Origin of the sequence: Coleofasciculus sp. A1-SPW-01, from assembly GCF_040217205.1 — a bacterium.
Classification (GTDB): domain Bacteria; phylum Cyanobacteriota; class Cyanobacteriia; order Cyanobacteriales; family Coleofasciculaceae; genus Coleofasciculus; species Coleofasciculus chthonoplastes_A.
In genome coordinates this window covers 1-24,851 of the sequence record NZ_JAVJNP010000209.1, presented here as the reverse complement: position 1 = coordinate 24,851, position 24,851 = coordinate 1, and the positions used below count along the sequence as shown (strand labels likewise).

The following is a 24,851-nucleotide window of genomic DNA, read 5'->3' as shown; positions in this document are numbered from 1 at the left end:
AATCAACACTCACCCGATTAATTTATTGGTCATTTCTGTACCGACAATGACCCGCCTATCCATCCCGACACCAACCTGGGTTGTTACTGAGCCTGTCGAAGTACAGGTATGGTGTGGGGCTTCCGGCGAACAGAGCTAAACTGTCATTCGTCATTTGTCATTTGTTAGGGAACAGGGAACAGGGAACAGGGAACAGCTTATTCCTCCCCAGCTCCCAGACGTGCCATGGCACGTCTCTACACTGCTCCCCCTGTTCTCCTATCTCACTACTTCACTCAGGCAGGAGGAGACTGAAATAGGGATTCTAGGTAGACACGAGCGCAAGCCCGATAGGTCTGGGAGGCTTCGGCTGTCTTACCACTCCCATTTTGGAGCAAAAACAGCGATAGCGCTGCGGCAAACACCCGATCTTGATCCCAAGTGGGATGGGTTTCTAAGTAGCGTTTGAGGGACTCGTGTAGGTCTTCAGGGATTTCTGCCAAAATGCTGACGGTTGCGTTCATAGTTACCTCTCTATCGAATAGCGTGTTGGGACAAAAGCCACCTTGCTCGCTCTCTACATGTCTGTGGAAATCGGCTAATGTAGCTAAAACCTAGCGGCAAATAGACTTAGACACAGCACCCACTGCTCTTGTTGCTTTTGCTTGTCTCAAGTTTTTTTTATGGGTAGGTCGCACTATTCTCAACTGAGATGGGGTGGGGTTGTCAATGATACGAAATATTACAAGGTCACTCAAATCGCCAAAATGCTAACGATAGAATCAGCCTTTGAATCCGATTTTCGTTACACAAGTTTACACAAATTCAGTCTAGTATCGCCTCCATATCCTTGATGGGGAAAATCCCCAACATGAGGGGATAGGCTCGATCCCGCCGTTCATCCCTGTGGAAAACCTGATGTAATTTGTGGAAAACTTGGAAATTTCATGTGGAAACACTGGGGAATCTAGTGGGGAAAACTAGGTGAAAAGATAAGAATTGCAAATTGTTTGATCGGGGACGGATCAATACTACTCGGATCAGCTTTAGGGCGTCGATCCAGTCCCCACAGCATCATTTGGTAGAGACGCGCCATGGCGCGTCTCTACTGGCGGGTCTTGTTGCCCTTGCTTCCCCTGCTTCAGAGCACCTCTCTGGAATTTCCAGGGGTCAAGCCACAGAGTCAATGTTGAGGGAATGACCCAAAACCCGAAAAACCTGGCGTTGCTCAAATAACTCCACTAAGTCGCCGTTAATTTTATTTTTGGTGGCTTCTTGGCGAAGGATTTTCAGTGCTGTTTCCAGGGGTAGCCGCCGCTTGTAGGGGCGATCGCTGGCGGTGAGAGCGTCATAGATATCGGCAACGGTGAGCATTTGGGTTTGGATGGGAATTTCATCTTGCTTTAAGCCCCTGGGGTAACCACTACCATCTAGTTTCTCGTGATGCCCAAACGCAATTATCGGAACATTTTTGAGGTGCTTTGTCCAGGGAATGCGTTGGAGAAAATGGTAAGTGTGAGTAACATGCGACTCAATGCCCAGACGCTCTTCGGGGGTTAAATTCCCTTTTGGCACAAGCAATTGAACCATCTCAGCCTTGGTAATCAGGGGTTTGATTTGACCATCCACATCTCGATAGGTGTATTGGGACAGGGCGGTCAGTTGAGTTAATGTTTCCTCTGTAAATGCCTGAAAATCGCGAGTCAGCAGTACTTCTGGCTCATTGAGTTGTTGCACAAATTCCCGATAATGCTTGATTGTTTCAATGGCTTGAGCCAGTTGGGTATCAAGCTGTTCCAGTTTTTGGCAGTGAGAACAGCTCGAAGTGGAGGTGTTATTGTCATGGCGATGGTCAGGATGTTCGAGTAAATACTTGAACTTGTTGTGAGCGCATTCCATTTCCAGAGTGCGCTGCGCTAGGGCAAAGCGATGGAGAATCACCTCTAGCTGTGAGGGATAGAGTTTCTTGCGCTTGCCCAAAATGGCTTCTGGGACACCCACTTTGCCAAAGTCATGTAATAATGCCGCATAGCGAAGTTCTCGGATTTGGCGATCGTTCAAATACACGGAACTCAGAGAACCCTTGGTGATTGCCGATGTTTCTTCACAGAGTCGCACGGTGAGTTCTGCCACCCGTTCCGAGTGACCAGAGGTTGTCGGGTCGCGTGTCTCAATAATTTGCACAGAGGCTCTGACAAAGCCCTCAAACAGATTTTCGATACTTTCTTGAAGATGATGGCGTTCAATGGAAATCGCCGCCTGAGACGCCAGCGATCGCACAATCCGCTCTTCCCAGTCTGAATAGGGCTGGGTCACGTCCACAGCGTTTTTGGGTGTGAGCATGACATCAGGGCGGCGCTTGCGATTAATCAGTTGTAATACGCCAATAATTTCCCCGTCTGGTTTTTGCATCGGCAAAACTAATACCGAACAAGTCCGATAGGGCATGTTCGTGTCAAAACTGCGGTCAAGGGCATAAGGCACATTGGCAGGCAATTTATACGCATCTGCCAACTTTAAACTTTCACCCGTTAGCGCGACGTACCCCGCCAAACTTTTACGGTTGAGAGGCATTACGAACTCGTTGAATGGCTTGTTGGGTAGCGAGTCATTCTGTGCCACCTTAAATAACAATTTCGGCTCCGCCTGAGTGTGATCGATCAGATACAGACTACCTGCATCACTAAACGTAATTTCCCTGCTTTTGGATAAAATTAGTCGGAGTAATTCCTCCAAATCATTACTACTTGAAAGGGCTGTACCAATTGCCAGTAACTGCTCTATCAGTTCTACCCTTTCAGAGGATTCTTGTAAAAACTCTTGATTCTCAAGGTTTGAGATATGGATTGGCGCTACTTTCATAAGTTTTTCCACAGATATAAAGGATCACATTTTAAGGGCTTTTCGTGATTTCAATTCCTTGACCCGCAAAGCATTGGATTACTCCTTTGATAGGGATAGATTCTTCTCTATTCAAATATTAAATTGAATGAAAGTATCAAAGATCTAGTATACCCACTAAATTTACCAAAGGAATCCGCCAAATATTGTATTTTTTTGATAAAGCGCCGCTTTGTTTTTCTCTGGATAAAGAAAAATTTACCTTGTTTCTGTATAGTGTCATTGGAGAATGGCATTATTTTTTAGGTGTATTTTAAATTAATTGATAAAAAATTCTGTCAAATTAAATTTGATTCTATTTTTAATTGTTTAGGCAACGATTAAACCTCAAATAATTAACCAGACAATAAACATAATGGATAAATATTATTATCTATTAAATGCTTATGTCGCTAACCTCCATAGCTAGGCTATGGGCGGGGTAGTTGATGGCTCCGCATACTCAGTCATCGGCATCAATAAAATGCCGCTTAATACCCTTATTCAATGGTTCTGGCAAAAACTCCGGACATTTAGGCAAAATTGTTAACCACCCTTGAGATTAAGTCCGGTTGAATACTTACACTTTGGTGGAAACAAGGCAGAAGGCAGAAGGAAATAATTACTGTTTAGGCGGACATGATATGGACAATCAACCCAAAAGAAAATCCCCTGGTCAGTGGTTAAACTGCCAGGGGTATCAAACTCCCAATGTATTTTTCGGTCTCAATCTAGAGCCTACTGGTTTCACCGACTAAATGAGATCCGTAAATTCTGGGATCTTTGTCCAAGTCCAGTTTGATAACTCCTTAATTTCCCGGATTCTGTTGGTTTCCCAAAATCGTTATCGTATAAAGGCAACGAAAAAATGCAAGCTCTCAGTTGTAGATGGCAATCCCTGGTGGTATTCTCCGACTGCCAGGGGTTTTCTTTATCCCTTCCGCCTAAAGGTTATGACGTTCTTGATAGCTTAAATGAACACGTATAGCGCTACGCGCTAGGCAATAGGCAATGGGCAATAGTATTGTTCTCCCCCAGCTCCCCCAGCTCCCCCAGCTTCCCTTAAACCTGGCGTTTCGTCCGTTGACGGTGTGCCGCTTGGCGTAGTTTAAGGCGGTAAGGATCAGCATCTTTGCGCCAGATGACACGATGCCCTTGGAGTTGGGCGCAATTGTCGATTAGGCATTGTTGCCAGCCTTGGCGCGTACCGATAGTTTGGGTATTATCCAGTAGTCCCCAGTCTTCTTCCTGACGAGTGAGTTTGGCAAATTTTTCGTACAGGGGATAATCTGGAGTGACGAAGGTTTCTTTACGGTGTAAGACAGGGGGATTTCTGGAGGCATCGTAATGGCGATAGGTAACCTGTAAATCCTGCAAGTCAATGTTCATGCTTGTGTGTAGTTCTGGATGGGGTTCAGTGTCGAAATTGGGATAGAACAGGTAGGATATTTTAGGTTGATTAATATGAAACTTGACTAAGGTTGCCCCCTCTAGGCGACCAACAGTCCGGCTGGCGCATCCTTCGTAGAGTCGGAGTGGCGCTTCGAGGGCTTCGAGTGCCGAAACGTGGACGTAGAGGGCGCTGGGGAGAAGTTTTCCCACTGGAGAGCGCTTGCAGCAATTGGCAATTAAGCCGGGATTGCCCACACTCAAGAGGATTAAGTCAGCCGCAGCACAGGCTTGTTGATAGTTACCAAAAAAGGCTCTAATATCATTTTGGACTAAGGGATCTAATTGACCAAACTTGGGGCGACCATTGAATTTAGCCAAGGCGAGATAGACGAGGAAATCATGGCGACGTTTATCTGCGATCGCATCCCATTCGTTTTGCTCAGTCACTTGTAAAATAACCTTAAAGGCACGGCGTAGGGTGCCGAATTCTTCCAGGATTTCTTCGGTATTGGCGAGTTCCAGGGGACTGGGAAGGCGTCCCCGTTCGGTGATAAATGCCATCAGAGGGGCAAGCATATCTTTGTAGTCCTCGAACCGCTTCACGCTAACGCGGATTCTGGGGGTAATGGTACGAGAACGGAAGCGGGATGCCCGGAAGCTTTCGGCTTGAGTGGAATCTCGGAATATAAAATAGATGCCCAAGTCAACGGGAATAGCATCAACCCCTAATACTTGGTCAATGTAGGCTTTGAGTTCTTCTTGTTCGTAGTATTTCTGAAACGTATTCCGGCGGGTGACAATACCATCACCATAAGCAATTTGCCCAGAACTACGGTCATCAATTAAAACTTGGGCAGAGACAATCAGCACCTTTTGGGTGAGTTCCCAGGCTTTTAGTAAGGCTTGGCGACGTTCTCCTGGCTTTTCAATCACGTTGATTACGTAGCCTAGGTTAACGATATCAGAGGGGACGAGGGAATTGCCGCCATGGTAGTAGGGGTCCCAACCTGTACAGGTATAATCTTGCCGACGCAGACGGTTGATGTCACTACCACGACCACAGCCGTAGTCAAAAAAGGAAGTATCTTTAGTCAGAATTGCACTTTCTAGGGCTAGTCGCACAGGCTTGGACAAGTTGGTGCGGACTATTGCAGCCCTGTGACGCTCGATTTCAGTACCGTCTGGGATAGGAGCAACCATAGCTGAGTCAGCGAGCTTTTTGATTAATATACTACAGAACAACCCAAAATAGGCGTTTGGTTAATGCCTGATAATCAACTAGCAATTACTGCCCAGGTGCTGAGTTATAATCCTGAAAATGACGAATGACAAATGCCACGCATCTTTGACAACATAGAAAAATCGCTATTACCGACATTACGGGATACCCTGAGAATTTCCCAACGGGCTGATTTTTGTGTCGGCTATTTTAATCTGAGAGGGTGGCGTAAAATTGATGATACGATTGAACAGTTTGGCGGTGGCGAAGGCGCTTGTTGTCGGCTGTTAATTGGGATGCAGCGCTTACCGAAAGATGATGTGCATTCGGCGTTGGCGTTGGGGTGTGAGGATAGAGGGATTGACAATAGCACGATTATTCGCTATAGAAAACAGATTGCCCAAGACTTTTGTGAACAATTAACTTGGGGCGCACCCACGAATGAGGATGAAGCGGGCTTACGCCGATTGAGTCAGCAACTTAAAGCCCAGAAACTGATTGTTAAATTATTTCTGAGATATCCGCTTCATGCCAAATTGTATCTGATTCATCGCCAGGATATTAATAATCCCACGATTGGCTTTTTGGGTAGCAGTAATCTGACGTTATCGGGGCTACAATACCAGGGCGAGTTAAATGTTGATATTTTAGACCATGATGCTTGTCAGAAGCTACAACTCTGGTTTGATCAGCGTTGGGATGACCGCTGGTGTATTGATATTTCCCAGGATTTGGCGGAAATTATTGATCAGAGTTGGGCAAGGGATAAACTGATTCCGCCTTACTATATTTATTTGAAAATTGCCTATCATTTATCTCAGGAAGCCCGGGCGGGATTATCGGAATATCAGATTCCGCGTGAGTTTCGCCATCAGTTATTTGACTTTCAAAAAGCTGCTGTACAAATTGCTGCCCGTCATTTAAACCGTCGGGGTGGGGTATTGGTGGGAGATGTTGTCGGGTTGGGAAAAACCTTGATTGCTTCGGCGTTAGCGAAGATTTTGGAGGAGGATTTTTTCCTGGAAACTCTGATTATCTGTCCCAAAAACTTGGTGACAATGTGGCAGGACTATGTTCACCGCTACGGGTTACGGGCAAAGGTTTTGTCCTTAAGTCGGGTACAGATAGAGTTACCCAATGAACGCCGTTATCGGGTGGTATTAATTGATGAGAGTCATAATTTGCGGAACCGAGAGGGGAAACGTTATCGGGCAATTCAGGAATATATTGCCCTGAATGAGAGTCGCTGTATTCTGTTGACGGCGACGCCTTATAATAAAACTTATTTGGATTTATCGAATCAACTGCGTTTATTTGTTCATGATGATCAAGATTTAGGGATTCGTCCGGAAAAACTGTTGAGTGAGTTGGGCGGAGAAATCGAATTTAGCCGCAAACATCAAGCCCCCGTGCGTTCATTAGCGGCGTTTGAAAAGAGTGAGTATCCAGATGATTGGCGAGAATTGATGCGGCTGTATATGGTGCGTCGAACGCGCAGTTTTATTCAGGAAAATTATACGGAAGATGATGAACAAGGAGGAAAATACCTCAAGTTTCCCGATGGGAGACGGGCATATTTTCCCCGGCGCCAACCCCAGACGATTCGGTTTAGTTTGGGTGCGGGGAATGATCCTTATGGGGCGCTTTATTCAGAGGAGATGGTTAATCTGTTGAATTCCCTAAATTTGCCTCGATATGGGTTGGGGAATTATGCGATATCAGAAAAGTCAGCTAAGGGGAAATCCTTAACCGCAGCAGAAGCAGTACAGCTTAAAGGGTTATCTCGCGCTGGGAAACGATTGATGGGATTTTGTCGCACCAACTTATTTAAACGCTTAGAAAGTGGTGGGGTAGCATTCCTGCAATCCATTGACCGCCATATCTTACGCAATTATATTTTCTTGCACGCGATCGCACAAGGCTTACCGTTACCCATTGGTTCCCAAGCGGCGGCGCTGCTGGATACTCGCACCAATGATGAGGATATGGATTCGGTGGCGGGAATGCTGCTGGATTCTGATGAGGAGGAAGAAGTCACCGGGGAAGAGTTATTATCTCAAACCGAGATAGACTATCGCCAACGGGCGGCGCTAATTTATCATGACTATGCGACTCGGTATCAGGGGCGGTTTAAGTGGTTGCGTTCTCAGTTATTTAAGGCGTCGCTGAAAAAAGATTTACTTGCTGATGGGAAAGCCTTAATCAGTCTGCTGAATCAATGTGGGGAATGGGATGCAAATCAAGATACTAAATTGGCGGCGTTAGTTCAGCTACTCACTCAGGTTCATCCCCAAGAAAAGGTATTGATTTTTAGTCAGTTTGCGGATACGGTACATTATCTGACTAACCAACTCCAGCAACGGGGAATTGATAAGATTGCAGGGGTTACCGGGAATTCTGCTAACCCGGCTGAAATCGCGTGGCGTTTTAGTCCGGTAAGTAATGATAAGTCCGTCTCCTCTGAGGAGGAATTACGGGTTTTAATTGCTACCGATGTTCTCAGTGAAGGGTTAAACCTGCAAGACTGCGCCATTATTGTCAATTATGACTTACCTTGGGCAATTATTCGCCTGATTCAACGGGCGGGACGAGTAGACCGAATTGGTCAAAATGCGGCGAAAATTCTTTGTTATTCGTTTTTACCAGCAGCGGGAGTAGAACGGATTATTCGACTCCGAGAACGGTTACGTCAACGATTGCAAGAAAATGCGGAAGTGGTGGGGACAGATGAGGCGTTTTTTGAAGAAGATACCAATGAACAGACGCTATTAGATTTGTATCACGAAAAAGCGGGAATTCTGGATGGCGATGAAGATAACGAAGTAGATTTGACCTCGGAAGCCTATCAAATTTGGCAGAATGCGACCCAGAATAATCCCACGCTGAAAAAGAAGATTGAAACCTTGGCAAATGTCGTCTATTCCACCCGTAAGCATCTCCCGACAACCCGTCAACCGGAGGGCGTATTGCTGTATATGAAAACGGGTGAAGGCAATGATGCTTTAGCTTGGATCAATAAGCAGGGTAAAAGTGTTACCCAGTCTCAGTTTGAGATTCTGAGAATGGCGCGTTGCGAACCGGAAACTCAGGCAATTAACCGTCATCCTGACCATCATAATTTAGTGCAAAAGGGGGCGGAATTAATTGCAGAAGAGGAGAAAAGTACGGGGGGTCAATTGGGGCGTCCATCGGGGGCAAGATTTCGGACTTATACACGGCTGAAACGTTATGTGAAAGAGATGCCGTTATTAGCGACATCAGATTTACATAAGGCAATTGACCAAATTTACCGTTATCCCTTGCGACAGTCAGCCGTTGACCGATTGAATCGGTCATTAAAAAGTGGCATGGATGACCCGGCATTTGCTGAGTTAGTTGTGGCACTATATTTAGATGACCGTTTGTGTTTTGTTCAGGAGGAAGGGAGAACTCAAGACCCAGAAATTATTTGTTCGTTAGGATTATTTAAAGGATAAAATAGGAAATCATGATGACATCACTCACTATTCCAGAAACCCAGTTAACCCTCGCCGAGTTTTTGGCACAACCGGAAACCAAGCCAGCCAGGGAATATGTCAACGGTCAAATTCACCAAAAGCCCATGCCTCAAGGAGAACATAGTGTTTTACAAGGTAGTTTAGTCACTGCCATTAATCAAGTAGCGATACCCGAGAAGTTAGCCTATGCCTTTCCCGAATTACGCTGTACCTTCGGTGGACGTTCGATTGTTCCCGATGTATCAGTTTTTACCTGGGAGCGTATTCCACGTAAAGCCAATAACCGGATTGAGAATAAATTTAAAATTGCCCCAGATTGGACGATTGAAATTCTCTCTCCTGACCAATCCCCTAGTCGGGTGATTGATAATATCCTGTTCTGTTTAAATCATGGGACAAAGCTAGGGTGGTTTATTGAACCGGATGATGAATCGGTTATGGTATTTCAACCGAATCAGTTACCTGTTGTCAAGTATGAGGCAGATAGTTTACCCATTCTGGATAATTTAGGCGATTGGCAGCTTACGGTGGCAGATGTATTTAGTTGGTTGAATTTGGATTAAAATTGCGTAGGGGCGCACCGACGTGCGCCCGTGTCAACTTAAGGTAGAAAACCAATGCTGGCAAGGTTTTAAACCGTGTCTATCTACTCCTCAACATTTTCCCCCTCATCCCCTAACCCCAACTCCGGACCGTGGGGAGAAGGGGAACCAGACTCTCTTACTCCCCTCTCCCCGGCGTGGGAGAGGGGCTGGGGGTGAGGGGTTTAGCTTAAGTTGACACCAATGACCGACGTGCGCCCCTACAACTTACAAACCCGTATCTTTTCCTGAGAATATGGTGCAAACAATTCAAGCTAAAGATGTCACGCTAGGACAATTAGAAACTCACTTCCAGCTTCAGCGAGTTGAGGATGAACAGTTCTTCCCAGAATGGCATGGTGATTTACCTGAACTTACCGACTGGCAAAACCAACTTTTAGAACAAGTTCGTTCGGGCTATTTCAATTTACTAAAACAACCCCCTTTACTCGAAAAACCTATCAACCTCGCCGTTGTCTCCCCGTTATTATTTATCGGACAATTTTATCTATCGCCTTGGAATTTAAGAGCCGAGAGTACTGTCCAAATCTCTGCTCAAGACGAAGAACGCGGAATTATTGTTAAAGGGAATCTTGACACCTTGATTCTCAAAGACAAACTTTGGGTGATGGTGATTGAATCCAAACAAGCTAATTTCTCTGTAGAGGCTGGATTAGCGCAAATTCTCGCCTATATGCTAGGGAACCCTAATTCAGCACAACCGAGTTTTGGCATGATTACGACTGGGGGAAGTTTTCTTTTCCTGAAAGTTGTCAAAGACACTACCCCTCTGTATGCTATGTCTGATTTGTTTGGAATTGGCAATCGCCAAAATGGTTTGGGTGATGTCCTCAAAATTTTAAAGAAACTGATTTATCTATCTATTTCTGCTAATTTGGAATAGATAGTGGCACATCATCCGTGTCAACTTAAGGTGAAACCAATACTGGCAAGGGTTTAAGCTGTGTCTATCTACTCCTCGACATTTTTCCCCTCATCCCCTAACCCCAACTCCGGCCCTGGGGAGAAGGGGAACCGCCCTCACCCCCCTCCCTGACAGGTGTAGGTTTTTTATTTTAGGGTTGGGACTAGACTTGGAGGGCAAGGAAGGAAAGAAGACAATGGGGTAAAACCGTACAGAATTAGGTTCGGTCAAGCTAACTATAAAAAGCCGAAACGCCCTATTTTTCGTTGAATATCTTCCTTGTCTACTGGTCTACTTATCTTCCAAGTCTTACCTAAACCCCAATCTTAAAAAACCTACCCTTGTGAGCTCCCCTCTCCCCGGTGTGGGAGAGGGGCTGGGGGAGAGGGGTTGAGCTTAAGTTGACATCAACACCAATGACGGAGCGTGCGCCCCTATGCCAAAATGTGTCACGTTAGTGGTTAGCGCTTCGGTGTTTAGGGCGAAGACAGCGCAACTACGAACTTATCTGATTTTTAGGAGATAGGAGTTATGCCCCTCAATTTCAAACGCACCCGTGATTTACTCTATGATTTCCAGTTTCAGGAGTTATTTATTGAAGAGTTGGGCTGGAATCAACCCTCCACGAAGAAAGCGGTATCTTTGGAGATTGAGGAGAAAAGGTATCAGTATTACCGGATTGCGGAAGCGTCTGGGGTGGTGGTGTTTGAAGTGATGGGAGAGGATGGTAGGATTCCAGAGGCAAAACATCGGGTGGCGATTCATCAAGAGTTGACCGAAAAAATTGCCGAAAATTTGTTGATTTTTGTGGACGAAGAACGCAGCCGCAGTCTGTGGTATTGGGTGAAGCGGGAGGAGTCTAAGCGTTATGTGCGGGATCATTTATATGTGAAGGGTCAACCGGGAGATTTGTTTTTAAGTAAGCTGGGTGGGTTGGTAATTGATATTTCCCATCTGGAAGATAGTGAACCTTCGGTGGTTGAAGTCGCCCAACGGCTACAAGGTGCGTTTGATATTGAACGGGTGACGAAGAAGTTTTATCAGGCGTTTCAGGAACAACATCAGGAGTTTTTGGCGTTTATTCGAGGAATTGATAGGGAGGCTGACTGTCGCTGGTATACGTCAGTTATTCTGAATCGCTTAATGTTTGTTTACTTTTTGCAGAAGAAGGGGTTTATTGATAATGGCGATTTCGATTATCTGCATAATAAGTTAGCCGAGAGTAAGCAACGGGGAGAGAACCGCTTTTTTAGTGAGTTTCTCCAGGCGCTATTTTTTGAAGGCTTTGCTAAACCGGAATTTGAACGGGAACCGGAGGTGCAACGGTTAATTGGGCGGGTAAACTATTTAAATGGGGGATTATTTCTTAAGCATCGGATTGAGCAAGAGTATCCGCATATTGATATCGCGGATGAGGCGTTTGAGCAGATTTTGGATTTGTTTTCTCGCTATTCCTGGAATCTGGATGATACGCCAGGGGGTAAGGATGATGAGATTAACCCAGATGTGTTGGGGTATATCTTTGAGAAGTATATTAACCAGAAGGCGTTTGGGGCGTATTATACCCGCCCGGAGATTACCGAGTATTTATGCGATCGCACGATTAATAAGCTTATTCTAGATCGGGTGAATGCGACTATTCTAGGGGATTCCTCCCCATCTGTCTCCAACCCAGGAGAAGGGTTTGCGGATATCAACGAACTCCTGATTAAGCTTGACTCCCCGTTGTGCGATCGCTTAATCCAGGATATCCTTCCTAATCTATCACTCCTTGACCCGGCTTGCGGTTCTGGGGCGTTCCTCGTTGCTGCGATGAAGACGCTTATCTCAGTCTACACGGCAGTTATCGGCACAATCAAGTTAAAAGGCGATCGGCGCCTTAAAGCGTGGTTAAATATATTATTTCCAAATCGGGTAAGGTACATGGAAAAGGGCGCAAGCCTTGCGCCCCTACAATACAATATGATCTCTATTTTCCAAACAACGAACAGTCACCGCCTTGTCTCAAATCCGCTCAAACCTTCCGGTTCTTCATACTCCACCGCCACATCTTTCACCACAGCAGCAGAAGGACCCTTATGACACCAATTAATCATTTCCTCAACTCCTGATTTATTTCCTTCAAATACCGCTTCTACTCGACCATCTGACAAATTTCGCACCCAACCAGTTACACCCCATCGATGGGCTTCACTGACGGTTGAAAAACGATAGCCAACGCCTTGAACTTGTCCAGAAATGAAAACGTGGGCGCGGATTTGTTCCTGTGATTGATTCGGCATTTTATTTTAACTTCGGTTGAATACTTACAGAAAAACAAGGCATAAGGTAAGCTATTCGGCATTTAAACCTTAATGTCAATAATGGCAAAATCCTTGTATGTAGTGCGAGCATCTTGCTCGCTACTAATACCCAATTTAAATGCATAACAGCTTAGAAGACAGATTGCAGAAGAAAATCATATATAGCAATAGACATATCGATTAGGACGTTCGGCACCATTGTAGAGACGTTGCATGCAACGTCTCTACATAAATGATGTGTCCTAACAGCCATGGCGGTTGCTATAACACTTATCGGTGAGCTAGGGCGGGTTTTGTTGTTCAGTTATTTCAGCAATAGCTGACTGTAGTTCCTAAACCCGCCCCTACAATTGTGACTAAACCCGCCCCTACAATTGACTTATGATTTATAAATTTAACATTTATCCTTTGCTTTTGTTCATCTTTGTTGTAATTCTTCCTGAAGAATTCGCTGATATATTCCTGGCAAGTATCGAGTCATCGAATTCGTTTCAATACCATAACCCAGACTTGTCCAGGTTCCCGACAATCGTCGCAATACTTGATCCACTTTACCTTGGCGCAATTGTTGGGAAATATCCATTCCCCACGCTTGATTATCACTCAGCCAAGCATAAACAACCGCATCCTGATATTGTGGCTCAAAGCTATAGTTACTCCACCAAAATAGTTGCCAAGGCTGAGGATGATAACGTCTGGCTTTGTTATACCAAGTCGTGTTAATAAACTGATATCGTCCGGCGGCGGTGGTACAATTACCCACATTAGGACCTGCGACAATCGGTACACAGCGATTAGGATGATCACTCAAATTCCAGACATGTTCTCCTCCATACAGTACCGAATAAGGTTGAGACACATTTGCCTCACTTGCGGAAATTGTTCGCATCAGCGCCCGAATATAAGGATCACCACCTCGCATGACTAACGGTTGAGTCCCCTTTTCACCTCTGGGATCATTAAAACTCCATTCCCCTCGTTGAAATTCTTCACGCAGTTCGAGGAATAGGATCATTAAAATAAGGATATTAATCCATTTAATTAGACGTTTCATAACATAAGGCTTAAAATTCGCTCCCATAGACGGTAGAGACGCTGCATGGAACGTCTCTACGGTTGGATTAGGCAACATTGGCGAATAGTTCTTGCCAACTGCGATCGCTCGCTTCTGGACGGGCAATCACTTCTACAATCTTATTACGTGCCTCGTCTTGAAAGAGCGCCTCGACGCAAACCTGTGCCACTTTCGTGCGGGGGATACTCCCATCAAACAGTGTATCTGCTGATGACATGACCACAGAATCAGGCGTATCTTCGTTTTTCAGCCCCCCAGGTCGGACAATGGTATAGGTTAAGCCACTTTTCTGGAGGTACTCCTCAGCCTGCTTTTTCCACACCAAAATTAACCAAAACAGATTTAGGGGATGTAAAAGTTGAGAGACGCAAAGTGAGGAAACCATGACAAAATGCTCAATATTTTTAGCTTTGGCAATATCGATCAGGTTCTTCGTCCCCTCATAGTCTACTTGGTAGGGTTCTAGGGGATTGAAGCTGGGTGTAGCACCTGTGGCACAAAAAACCACGGTGCTATCTCCCACAGCAGCGCTGAGACTCTCAGGCTTCAATACATCCCCAACGACTAACTCGGCTTCAGGGGGTAAAATTTCCTGCCCTTTCTCCAAGTTACGCACCAAAGCGCGAACGGGGATATTGCGTTTGACCAGTTCATTGACGATTCGGCGTCCTGTTTGACCTGTCGCTCCGGCGACCAATGCTTTCATCTAGAAATTTCCTTCAACAGTGAGAGTTGATGGCAAGATACACAAGTTATGCTGTAAAGAGCCAGTATTTTTGGATTCGATTCCTTAACATTCTCTTGTCAATTCTATAAATTATCAATGAAGTTTTACCAGATGTGCAGATTTATACCGTAAATTCGTGAAGATGAAAGAGAGAATGAACAATCGCCAGTGGGCATCCTAGCAATAGGCACCAACCCTAACTGACACCGTGGAGCAATTATGCAGTCCCAATTCCTTAACCAGCAACCCATCACAATCGAGCCAGTGCATCTAGATACCCAATCCACTTTTACCGAGCCTGAGAGAGACGAGTCCCAATCATGCCAATTAGCGCCTGAGTTGACTCAGTTTTACGGTCACTTCCAAAATGGTGTAGAGATGTATGCCGAACCGGAACGAGTAACGGCTTATCTGGATACTCACCAAGAATGGTTTCGTGACTGTGCCCAGCCGATGAAGGCTGAACCGATTGGAGCCAATGGTTATGCTTTAGCGATTGGGCGTTTTGGGTCATTCGGCTACGAAGTTGAGCCAAAAATTGGGCTAGAACTACTTCCGCGCCAGGATGGGATCTATAAAATTCAGACGATCCCCGTCCCCGGTTACAATCCTCCTGGTTATGAGGTTGACTTTCAGGCGACTCAAGGGTTTGTGCCGATTCCAACTCACGAGTATTTTTCTGAGCAACAGCTTAAGGGACTAGAACTTCCCCCCACCATTACCCGTATCGAGTGGGAGCTTGATTTAAGCGTTGGTGTACGGTTTCCTAAGTTTATCCACAAGTTACCCCAGTCTTTGATTCAGAGTACAGGCGATCGCCTGTTGCAGCAAATCGTCCGCCAAGTGTCTCGCCGCTTGAGTCACAAAGTACAGGAAGACTTTCACAACCGGATGAATATCGCGATCCCCAAAAAATTAAAGCGACGCTGAGTCGGTTCGTCATTCGTCATTCGTCATTTGTCATTTGTCATTCGTACAGTCGGGGCGGGTTTAGTTACATCTGGGTGTAACCGAAAAGATAGTAGTGAAACCCACCCCTACATAATTTCCTCCAGCTCCCCCAGCTCCCAGACGTAGCATGCTACGTCTCTACATGCTTCCCCAGCTCCCCCAGTTCCCTCATCCCCGCTGGGTAGCAATAAATTCTCGTAGCCTTAGCAAACTCAAGGTTTGACCCATATTTAACGGCAACATAGACACCCCTTCTAAACGAGACTGTACCCATCCTTCACCCCAACACCATTCGTGATAGCCATCGATTCCCTGGCTCAACAGCAGTCGTAACCCGTAAGACTCCGCTACCTCTACCTGATGTTGGATAGCAACCGGACCAATCCAACTGGTAAAGGTTACTCCGGGATTGAGTTGTTCTGGTAATCCAGGGGAAATGCGCTGAGTCGGTAACCATTGGCGCAGCTTCTCTGAATGCAGCAGACTGTCTCGGATAACAGTATGGGGGGCTTCGAGTTCAATGCGGAGGTGACTTTGTTGAAAGGTTCCCAACATAATCTGTGTCCAAAAACAATAGGTCTGTTGCTCAAGAGTGTGACTCTCGATATCACATTATATTAATCCTTTTAATCGTTGTCGCCAGGGAAGGTACACTCGCGAATCCATCGCCGACTATCAACGGTGCGATCGCGCTTTATGCCAACGACCCAACCTAAAATAAAAAGGGAGTATGTAAAGAAGTGTAAGGTTGATACATGGCTGATCAGTTAATTCGCGCCACAGCAGCAGAAGGGGGTATCCGAGCCGTCGGTGTGATTACCACGCGCCTCACCGAAGAAGCCCGCCGGCGCCATCAGCTCTCCTATGTGGCAACGGCTGCCCTAGGGCGCACAATGTCATCTGGCTTATTGTTGGCGTCTAATATGAAGCGGGAAGGGTCAAGGGTGAATATTCGGGTCAAGGGAAAGGGTCCCTTGGGCGGAATTTTGGTTGATGCGGGCTTAGATGGTACGGTTAGAGGGTATGTGGATAACCCTGCTATTGAACTACCGCCCAACGAATCTGGCAAACTCGATGTTGGCGGTGCAGTTGGGCGTGACGGTTATCTTTATGTGATCCGGGATGTGGGATATGGCTATCCCTATTCCAGTACAGTAGAACTGGTGTCGGGAGAAATTGGCGATGACATTGCTCATTACCTGCTCACATCTGAACAAACCCCATCAGCACTGATTGTGGGTGTATTTGTCGGCGCTGATGGCGTAACTGCATCGGGAGGGCTATTAATCCAAATCTTACCGAAAGCAGCTAGAGACGAGTCTTTAGTGCAGATTTTGGAATCTCGCATCGCCAAGCTATCCGGATTCACACCCCTGTTGCAGGAAGGTAAAACGTTACCGGCTATCTTTGAACAGATTTTGGGTGATTTGGGCTTGGTAATTCTGCCCGAAATCCAAATGGTACGGTTTGACTGCGGTTGCTCGTTTGATCGCGTTTTAGGAGCGCTGAAGATGCTAGGTGAAGCCGAACTTCGGGATATGATTGAAAAAGACGAAGGCGCTGAAGCAACTTGCCACTTCTGTGGGGAAGTTTACCAAGCGAGTGGCGATGAACTGGCTCAACTGATTCAGGATTTAAAAGCTGAGTCCGTTTAATCGAGATTGAGTTAGGGGAATTGGGAATGGGAAAGGTGAGAGTGGATTGGCTCTAGTCTGCCTTTATAGAATGAACACCAATTTGGGTAGTTTTCTCCCTGGGAGGTATGGCGTTAGTGATTAGATATAAGAGCAATCATTCTCATCTTAACGGCAATTGTCCTAGCTCCCATTCCCGATCAAGTCTCAGGGAGAATATAGCGTTTTCTGTCTAACGAGAGTAGTATTGCAACAACTGAGGGTGCTATAAAACCCACAGCATTAGGCTTAGCGAGTGGTGGAGTGAGTTATGACTAAAAATCGAAAAATGCCCGATCATTGGTATGCTACTCGGTCTTCCCAACCCAGTTGGAGCCAGGATTGGCAACACCAGAGGAATGCTGTTGATCCTCATCGGGTCGGACATTCAACCTCTCATCGTCAAGCCACTCCCCAACCAGTGACGACGAAGCCAGCCCCACCCTCTCCTCAACAGCCGAAAGAACCAAAACGACGCTTTACATTCGGTTGGGCATTTTGGGTAGTGGTGATTATGGTGGTTTCAGGGGGGATGGGATTTGCCTCTGTTGCCCTTTTGCTGAAGCTACCAGCCGTGCCAAATTGTCCCTCAATTTTTTGGCCCACGGCTTCGGCATCGGTACGTATCTATTGCGCCCAGCTTGCGGCAAATAAACGCACTACCAAGGATTTGTTAGAAGCGATCGCACTCATCGATGCTTTACCGAAAGACCACCCCTTGCGCCCGGAAATTAATCGCCATATCGAAGAGTGGTCAGTCGAGATTTTAGCCATTGGCGAAGAAAAGTTTCAAGCCGGTCAGCTAGAGGAAGCGATTGAGATTGCCAACCGGATTCCTAGAGATGTTCCGGCGTTTACGCTAGTCAAAGAACAAATTAAGGCATGGGAAACGCTGTGGAAAAAGGCTTCAGGGATTTATGAACAAGCCGAGGAACAGCTGAGACAGTCTAATTGGACATTAGCATTTCGCGAAGCGGTCAAGCTGACAACGATAGATAATCAGTATTGGGCAGCTGTCAAGTACAACGAACTCGTGGATCTGATTCAAATTGGACGAGACGATAGTCAGAAGCTGGATGAAGCTTATAAGCTCAGTAAAAGTGGTCGAGTCGATGATATTTTAAAGGCGATTGAAGCTGCCGAGAAAATCACGCCCAAGAGTTTTGCCTACAAAGAAGCTCAAGATTTAATTGCTGAGAGTGGGAATAAATTACTCAAACTAGCGACAAGCCGCTTAGAACAACGGAACTGGCAAGGGGTGTTAGATATTGCCAATAAGTTACCCGCTAGCGTGAAATTACCAGACGTTAAGGCAGATTTGATTGACTTAGCCAATGCCATATCCCTGGCTGAATCGGGAAGCATTGGGGATTTGGAAATCGCGATCGCCTCGGCGCAGAAATTGGGTACTGATCGTCCTCTATATGATGAAGGTCAGGAATTAATTGATCGATGGCAACGGGAAATTGAGGACGTGGCTCGACTGGAACGGGCGCGGACGTTTGCCAGTTCGGGGCTAGCGAGTGATTTGCAGATCGCGATCGCAGAAGCCAAACTGATTCCCAACCGTAATCCCCGCTACCAGGAAGCGAGGGCGGAGATTAGCCAATGGACTCGTCAGATCCAAACCATAGAAGATCAGCCCTATCTCGATCGCGCCACCCAACTTGCCAGCTTTGGCGGAGTCCAATCCTTACGAGAAGCCATCCAAGAAGCCCGTCGGATTGCCCCCAATCGCGCTCTTTACTCAGAAGCACAGAGTAAGATCAAAGACTGGACGCGCACGGTTCAACGCCTAGAAGACCAACCCTATCTTGATCAAGCTCGTACCCTTGCCAATTCCGGCAATCTTTCGGCTGCGATCGCGGCGGCGGAACAAATCAAATCCGGACGGGTACTCTATGGGGAAGCGCAAAGCCTCGTTAAGGGCTGGAAAACAGAAGTTTTGGGACAACAGCGCTTACAACAAGCCTATCAAGCTGCCACTCCCGGTACCCCCGACGCCATTGTGGAGGCAATTCGTTTAGCCAGACAAGTTCCCAGTTCCGCCAAAGTTAGAGGTGATGCAGTCTCGGCGGTTAATCGCTGGAGTTATCAACTGTTGGCTCTAGCTCAAGATCGAGCCGCTCTTAGCTTAACTGAAGCGATTCGACTGGCTAAAATGATTCCTTCGGGAACCGAAGCCTACAATGCGGCTCAGGTGCAAATTCAAGGGTGGCAAAAGATTTTAGAACCGCCTCCTCCGCTTGTGGTGGTTCCTTCAGGTACAGATGCTCAACCTCCACTCGAACCACCAGAACATGAATTGCCTCTGGATAATAATTAAGCGGTTTAATATTCTGGGCGCAAGAAAGCATGAAAAAACCAAGAAAGAGTTAGAGCAAGAAATTGCGGGGCTTCCGAACTAGGTAAATTCCGACTTATTCAGCAGATCCTAAGTAGGTGGACACAATTAAAGTGAACGGTGGAGAACTCGCTCCCTTGAGAAGCAAGCTACGTCCTTTGTAAGGGTTTGAGGACTATTTACAAAACTTGTCGGAGCGTGCTGTTTTCTTTTGTCCAACTACTTAGAATATTAATTAGAGGTAGATAAAAATACTGATATTGGGGGTGGGTGCAATGGGACAAATGCCTCAAACCAAATCGGGTAGGGAATGGCAGAGTCTAGGGCGTTGGCGTGCGATCGCGTCTTGTTCTCTGGTAGGGGCAATCCTTGGCACTGGGGTTATTTTATCCCCAGCATCCCTGAATGCACAACCGATTACTCCGGCGGCTGATGAGACGGGAACGGTGGTGACACCGAATGGGACTCAACTGGATATTACGGGGGGTCGTTTGTCAAGGGATGAAGCGAATTTATTTCATAGTTTTGAGGACTTTGGATTAGATGCGGGTCAAATTGCTAACTTTTTATCGAATCCTAAGATTAGGAATATTTTCGGGCGGGTGGTTGGCGGTGACGCTTCGATTATTAACGGGTTGATTCAGGTAACGGGAGGTAATTCTAATTTATTTCTGATGAATCCGGCGGGGATTGTGTTTGGGGAAAATGCGTGGTTGAATGTCCCAGCAGATTTTACAGCAACGACAGCCACAGGGATTGGTTTTGGCGAGGGGAATTGGTTTAATGCATTTGGCGGGAATGAGTATCAGGATTTAGTCGGAAATCCCAGTGGTTTTGCTTTTGATTTGGCGCAACCGGGAAGCGTGATTAATGCGGGGAATTTGGCGGTAACTGAAGGGCATAATTTAACGCTACTGGGGGGTACTGTTATCAGCACCGGGGAATTGGCTGCACCGGGAGGAAATATTACAGTTGCGGCGGTTCCGGGGGAAAGTTTGGTCAGGATTAGTCAACCGGGACAGTTATTGAGTTTGGAAATAGCACCGCCACGGGATAATAAGGGGATGTTGCTTCCGGTTGCGCCATTGGATTTGGCAACCTTGCTGACGGGGAGTGGTGAAACAGGGGAGACAGGGTTAACAGTTTCAGAGGAAACAGTACAGGTAACCGATACAGAATTCAGCATCGGAAATGGAGACGCGATCGCCAACAGTATAACAGCCCAAACCGCAACATTATCGGCGTCTAATAATTTAATGTTAGTTCCCGTAGGGGCGCACAGACGTGCGCCCTCTTTGGTAACAACAGGAGATTTAACTCTTTTAGCTGGAAATACGGTTATTGCGCGGGATAATCTAGCGTATCCGTTTATGGCACAGGCGGGTGGGAATTTGTATATTCAGGGGAATCAAGGGATTGACATTTGGGCGCTGAATCATCAAGAGACACCGTTTGTGAGTGGCGGAAATCTCAGCTTAGTCAGTAATGGGATTATTTCAGGGGATGCTCATTTTAGCAGTGGGAATAACGTCTCTATTCTAGACTTATCAGGAGAACCTGCTGATTTTGTTAGTTTAAATGATCCAATTTTTACTCAGCCTGGTGACTATATTTCTGGGGGATATACAGGGGCATCCCTTAAGGTAGATACAACTTCAGGAACGGGAAATATTATATTTAATGGAGATGTTGATATCAATGGTAGAGACGAAAATTTTGCAGGTGCTATCCCCAATACAGATGAATTTATTTTGGCAAACTTTCGAGCATTAATTTTACGCTCAGGAGGAAACATTCAGGTAGAAAATATTAACCAAAATCAAACAGCAGGAGGCGCTCCACGTACCGTGATTTTTGAGGCTGTAGGCAACATTTTCACAGGTTCCATTTCAGCCAACGTTTTTGAGAATAATACAGGTGAAATAAAACTGAAGGCAGGAGGCGATATTATTTCAACAGGAAGAATCAGTAATATAATTACATCTGTTGAGGGAAAAAATAGCGATATTACTATAGAAGCTGGCGGCAGTATAACCTTAATAGGGAGCGGTCCAGCTTCTTTCTCAAACAACGGCGGTGGTAATATCAAACTTATGGCTACAGGTGATATCACCATTGATTGCCCTAACTCTTTTTGTATAGAGAGTTTTGCTGGAGGAACTCCAAACGTAACAGCTGTAGGTGATAGTGGCAACATTACCATCATCAGCAAAGAAGGAGCGATAGAGATTAATAACGATGATGGTGGATCTCTAAATGCCTCAAATAGCGGTGATAATCCTGGAGATGTCACTCTCTCTGCTCACACCAATATTACTGTGGGTTCAATTAATACCAACCAAAACACTATCGGTAATGGCGGCACAATTACTATTATTAGTAGAGAAGGCTCTATTGATACCAGTTCAGGTAATCTAACAACTCTTTCTCAGAGTGGGAATGGCGGTAGCATTACTCTTGAGGCTCCTGGCGACATTAAAACCGCTGGTATTGATACGTCTGGTAGTGCCAATGGGGGAGATATCATACTTACCAGCGGTGGTGCTATTGATACATCAGCAGGTATTCTCAATGCCGCAGGTGGTGAAAATGGCGGGAATATAACTCTTTTTGCCCCCCGCGATATTTCCACAGGTGAAATCACCTCATTCTTGAGTGGTTTTAGTGGCAATAGTGGCAACATTACCATTACTAGCGAAAATGGGAATATTGATACCAGCCAAGGCGCACTCATTACCTCCTCGGGTTTGGGAACAGGGGGTAATATTATCCTTAACGCCGCAGATAGCATTACCTCTGCTAAAATTGACGCGATTTCTCAAACAAACCAAGGTGGAGAAATCCAACTCACCGCACCAAACACGATTACTCTCAGTGGCGATATTACCACCAATCAAAATAGCCTAATCTTCAACGGTTCAGTTATCCTCGCTGACGATATTTCCATCACCCTATCCGGTACTGGTGATATTACCTTCCACGACACCATTGATGGGACTCAAAACCTGACTCTCGAAACGGAAAACGGTATTATTGAATTTAACGATATTATCGGTGGCTCAACCCCTCTCAACAATTTAATCGTTCAAGGCAATATTACCGACAACCCAATCGGGGTCAATATCACAGCTATCAATAACATTATTACCGATAATCTCACCTCACCCACAGGCATTTCCTTTACCAGTACCCGTGGACAAATCAAAACCGGAGATTTAACCTCACCCGCAGGTATTTCCCTTACCAGCAATAGCGGACAAATTGAAACAGGTATTCTTGATTCCTCTAACCTTAATGATGGCGGTGATATTACCCTCAACGCCCGTGGCAATATAAAAGTCAGCCAAATTAACGCCCAAAGTCTGGGGAATGGTAGAGGCGGAGATGTCGATATTACCACCCCCAGTTATTTCCAAGCCACCGACTCCTTCATCGACCAAAATAACATCAATGCCAGTATTTCTGTCGCTGGGGGTGACAACGGTGGAACCATTATTATTCGCCACGGCGGAGACGGTGATATTCCCTTTATTGTCGGTAATCCTGATATCAATGGCACAGCAGCCGCGATTACCAGAGGCGATGACGCGGGGATACAGACAATTGAACCCACTAGAGACTATTTCTTCACCCACAAACGAGATAGGAATCGGATTCAAATTATATCGATTCTGGGCGCTATACCTCTACCGCCAACGCCCATTCCTGTGCCAGAACCAACACCCAAGCTAAACTTAGATCAAAATCCCATCGAGTCGTTAGCCTTTCGGGTTGGGGATACGTTAGACGCCGCTACTACGATTAACCAAGACCCAGAAACCGGAAACTACAATATTAGCTGGGAATTTCCGGGCGAACAACCTATTAATCTAAACGTTAACAATCCTCCTACGCCACTCGACGCCACGCCCCAAGATGATGTTGTCGCGGAAATTGACCAACTCTTTGAAGATGAATTTGAAGACTACTTTGGCGAAGACTTAACTAATGCCAACGTCACCGCCGAAAGCTTACGAGAAACCCTGAAAACCATCGAACAGCAAACCGGGAAACGTGCCGTTGTCATCTATGCCCGTAATCTCAAGGAAGGAAAAGGATTGGAATTGGTATTAGTTTTACCGGAAGACAATTATATCCGTAAACTGGTTCCCGCCTCTACTATTACCACCCTGAAAAGTACAGTCAGCGAATTTCAGGAGATGGTTACCGATATTACCGAATCCCGTGGCTACCTCCCCGCCGCCCAACAGCTTTATCAATGGTTAATCGCCCCCCTAGAATCTGACTTAGACGCCTTAGATATTGATACGCTTATCTTCTGTATGGATGGCGGATTACGTCAACTTCCTATGGCGGCGTTACACGATGGCAAGCAATTTCTGATTGAACACTATAGCATTGGTTCCATTCCCAGTTTTAGCCTCACCAACACCCGTTATCAACCCGTTAAAGATGCCCAAATTCTCGCCATGGGCGCGACTGAATTTGCGGATTTAGGGGCATTACCCACAGTCGCCACCGAATTAAAGATTATCACCCAAACCCTGTGGACAGGAGAATCCTTCCTCAACGAAGAATTTACCCTTAGTAATCTGAAAACCGAGAGTCGCCGCCAACCTTTTGAGATTATCCATCTCGCCACCCATGCTAAATTTAATGATGGTAATCCGAGTAATTCCTATATTCAATTGTGGGATACAAAACTGAGACTCAATCAAGTGCGCCAACTCGAATGGTATTTACCGCCGCCTATCGAATTATTAGTCCTCTCAGCCTGTCAAACCGCCCTGGGAAATATTGAGGCTGAATTAGGATTTGCCGGGTTAGCGGTACAAACTGGCGTCAAGTCGGCGGTAGCTAGTCTGTGGTATGTGGGCGATGAAGCGACGCTGAGTTTAATGAGTGGATTCTATAATCAATTACGCCTACCGGATATCACGATTAAAGCCGAAGCCTTGCGTCAAGCGCAACTGGCGATGTTACGGGAACAGGTGTATTTTGAAGGAGGGAAATTAACCGGAATTGAAGGGTTAGATGTTGAACTTCCTGGATTGGGAAGTCGGGCAAATCAACGGTTATCCCATCCTTATTATTGGGCAGGATTTACGATTATTGGGAGTCCGTGGTAGATGGATGATGAGATAATATCTAACTGTAGGGGCGCGTTTAGGGACAATTGTAGGGGCGGGTTTAGGGAATCAATTCAGCTAGTCACCAATAACGAAACAACAAAACCCGCCCTCCCCACTTCACCCTCATCCCCTAACCCCTTCTCCCATCAAGGGAGAAGGGGAACAATTTCATA

At 46.0% G+C, this 24,851-nt stretch carries 16 protein-coding genes; 9 read left to right on the top strand and 7 right to left on the bottom strand.

Annotated elements, in window-relative coordinates:
- Nucleotides 1–275 precede the first annotated feature (275 nt).
- From RH949_RS30305 to RH949_RS30295, 3 genes are all read right to left on the bottom strand, one after another.
- Nucleotides 276–503: a DUF2811 domain-containing protein gene (locus RH949_RS30305; protein WP_044209477.1), complete on the bottom strand. Its 228-nt coding sequence runs from the start codon at nucleotides 501–503 to the stop codon at nucleotides 276–278.
- 646 nt (nucleotides 504–1,149) lie between these two features.
- Entirely contained in the window at nucleotides 1,150–2,841 is a 1,692-nt protein-coding gene (locus tag RH949_RS30300; RefSeq protein ID WP_446358425.1) for an HD domain-containing phosphohydrolase, read from the bottom strand.
- 1,080 nt (nucleotides 2,842–3,921) lie between these two features.
- Nucleotides 3,922–5,451: a DNA phosphorothioation-associated putative methyltransferase gene (locus RH949_RS30295; RefSeq protein ID WP_006103765.1), complete on the bottom strand. Its 1,530-nt coding sequence runs from the start codon at nucleotides 5,449–5,451 to the stop codon at nucleotides 3,922–3,924.
- Nucleotides 5,452–5,583: 132 nt separating this feature from the next.
- Between RH949_RS30295 and RH949_RS30290 the strand changes: the two genes are divergently transcribed.
- From RH949_RS30290 to RH949_RS30275, 4 genes are all read left to right on the top strand, one after another.
- Nucleotides 5,584–8,946 carry a helicase-related protein gene (locus tag RH949_RS30290; protein WP_446358423.1) on the top strand — a complete coding sequence of 1,121 codons (3,363 nt, stop codon included), beginning with the start codon at nucleotides 5,584–5,586 and terminating at the stop codon, nucleotides 8,944–8,946.
- Between the two features lie 14 nt (nucleotides 8,947–8,960).
- On the top strand, nucleotides 8,961–9,530 hold the full coding sequence (locus RH949_RS30285; RefSeq protein ID WP_446358429.1) for a Uma2 family endonuclease: 570 nt from the start codon (nucleotides 8,961–8,963) through the stop codon (nucleotides 9,528–9,530).
- 274 nt (nucleotides 9,531–9,804) lie between these two features.
- A complete protein-coding gene (locus RH949_RS30280) occupies nucleotides 9,805–10,452 on the top strand; it encodes a restriction endonuclease subunit R (RefSeq protein WP_446358421.1) in 648 nt (215 codons plus the stop codon).
- Between the two features lie 552 nt (nucleotides 10,453–11,004).
- Nucleotides 11,005–12,555: a hypothetical protein gene (locus tag RH949_RS30275; protein WP_446358419.1), complete on the top strand. Its 1,551-nt coding sequence runs from the start codon at nucleotides 11,005–11,007 to the stop codon at nucleotides 12,553–12,555.
- Here the strand turns inward: RH949_RS30275 and RH949_RS30270 are convergent.
- From RH949_RS30270 to RH949_RS30260, 3 genes are all read right to left on the bottom strand, one after another.
- A complete protein-coding gene (locus tag RH949_RS30270) occupies nucleotides 12,465–12,755 on the bottom strand; it encodes an acylphosphatase (RefSeq protein WP_446358417.1) in 291 nt (96 codons plus the stop codon). The two genes, RH949_RS30275 and RH949_RS30270, sit on opposite strands and share 91 nt — an antisense overlap.
- Nucleotides 12,756–13,194: 439 nt before the next feature.
- Nucleotides 13,195–13,830, bottom strand: coding sequence for a glycoside hydrolase family 24 protein (locus RH949_RS30265; protein WP_446358427.1), 636 nt, complete (start codon nucleotides 13,828–13,830; stop codon nucleotides 13,195–13,197).
- Between the two features lie 67 nt (nucleotides 13,831–13,897).
- Nucleotides 13,898–14,557, bottom strand: coding sequence for an SDR family oxidoreductase (locus tag RH949_RS30260; protein WP_006103868.1), 660 nt, complete (start codon nucleotides 14,555–14,557; stop codon nucleotides 13,898–13,900).
- 240 nt (nucleotides 14,558–14,797) lie between these two features.
- Here RH949_RS30260 and RH949_RS30255 point away from each other — a divergent pair, with 240 nt between their 5' ends.
- Nucleotides 14,798–15,508, top strand: a complete 711-nt coding sequence (locus tag RH949_RS30255; RefSeq protein WP_006103784.1) for a DUF1997 domain-containing protein — start codon at nucleotides 14,798–14,800, stop codon at nucleotides 15,506–15,508.
- A gap of 189 nt (nucleotides 15,509–15,697) precedes the next feature.
- Here RH949_RS30255 and RH949_RS30250 read toward each other — a convergent pair whose 3' ends face one another.
- Nucleotides 15,698–16,084, bottom strand: a complete 387-nt coding sequence (locus RH949_RS30250; RefSeq protein WP_446358415.1) for a hypothetical protein — start codon at nucleotides 16,082–16,084, stop codon at nucleotides 15,698–15,700.
- Nucleotides 16,085–16,089: 5 nt separating this feature from the next.
- Here RH949_RS30250 and RH949_RS30245 point away from each other — a divergent pair, with 5 nt between their 5' ends.
- The 4 genes from RH949_RS30245 to RH949_RS30230 all read left to right on the top strand — a co-directional run bounded on the left by RH949_RS30245 (nucleotide 16,090) and on the right by RH949_RS30230 (nucleotide 24,675).
- Nucleotides 16,090–16,245, top strand: a complete 156-nt coding sequence (locus tag RH949_RS30245; RefSeq protein WP_446358413.1) for a hypothetical protein — start codon at nucleotides 16,090–16,092, stop codon at nucleotides 16,243–16,245.
- 39 nt (nucleotides 16,246–16,284) lie between these two features.
- Nucleotides 16,285–17,184: an Hsp33 family molecular chaperone HslO gene (gene hslO, locus RH949_RS30240; RefSeq protein WP_006103782.1), complete on the top strand. Its 900-nt coding sequence runs from the start codon at nucleotides 16,285–16,287 to the stop codon at nucleotides 17,182–17,184.
- Between the two features lie 289 nt (nucleotides 17,185–17,473).
- A complete protein-coding gene (locus RH949_RS30235) occupies nucleotides 17,474–19,528 on the top strand; it encodes a hypothetical protein (protein ID WP_006103729.1) in 2,055 nt (684 codons plus the stop codon).
- A gap of 302 nt (nucleotides 19,529–19,830) precedes the next feature.
- Nucleotides 19,831–24,675 carry a CHAT domain-containing protein gene (locus tag RH949_RS30230; protein WP_446358410.1) on the top strand — a complete coding sequence of 1,615 codons (4,845 nt, stop codon included), beginning with the start codon at nucleotides 19,831–19,833 and terminating at the stop codon, nucleotides 24,673–24,675.
- Nucleotides 24,676–24,851 lie beyond the last annotated feature (176 nt).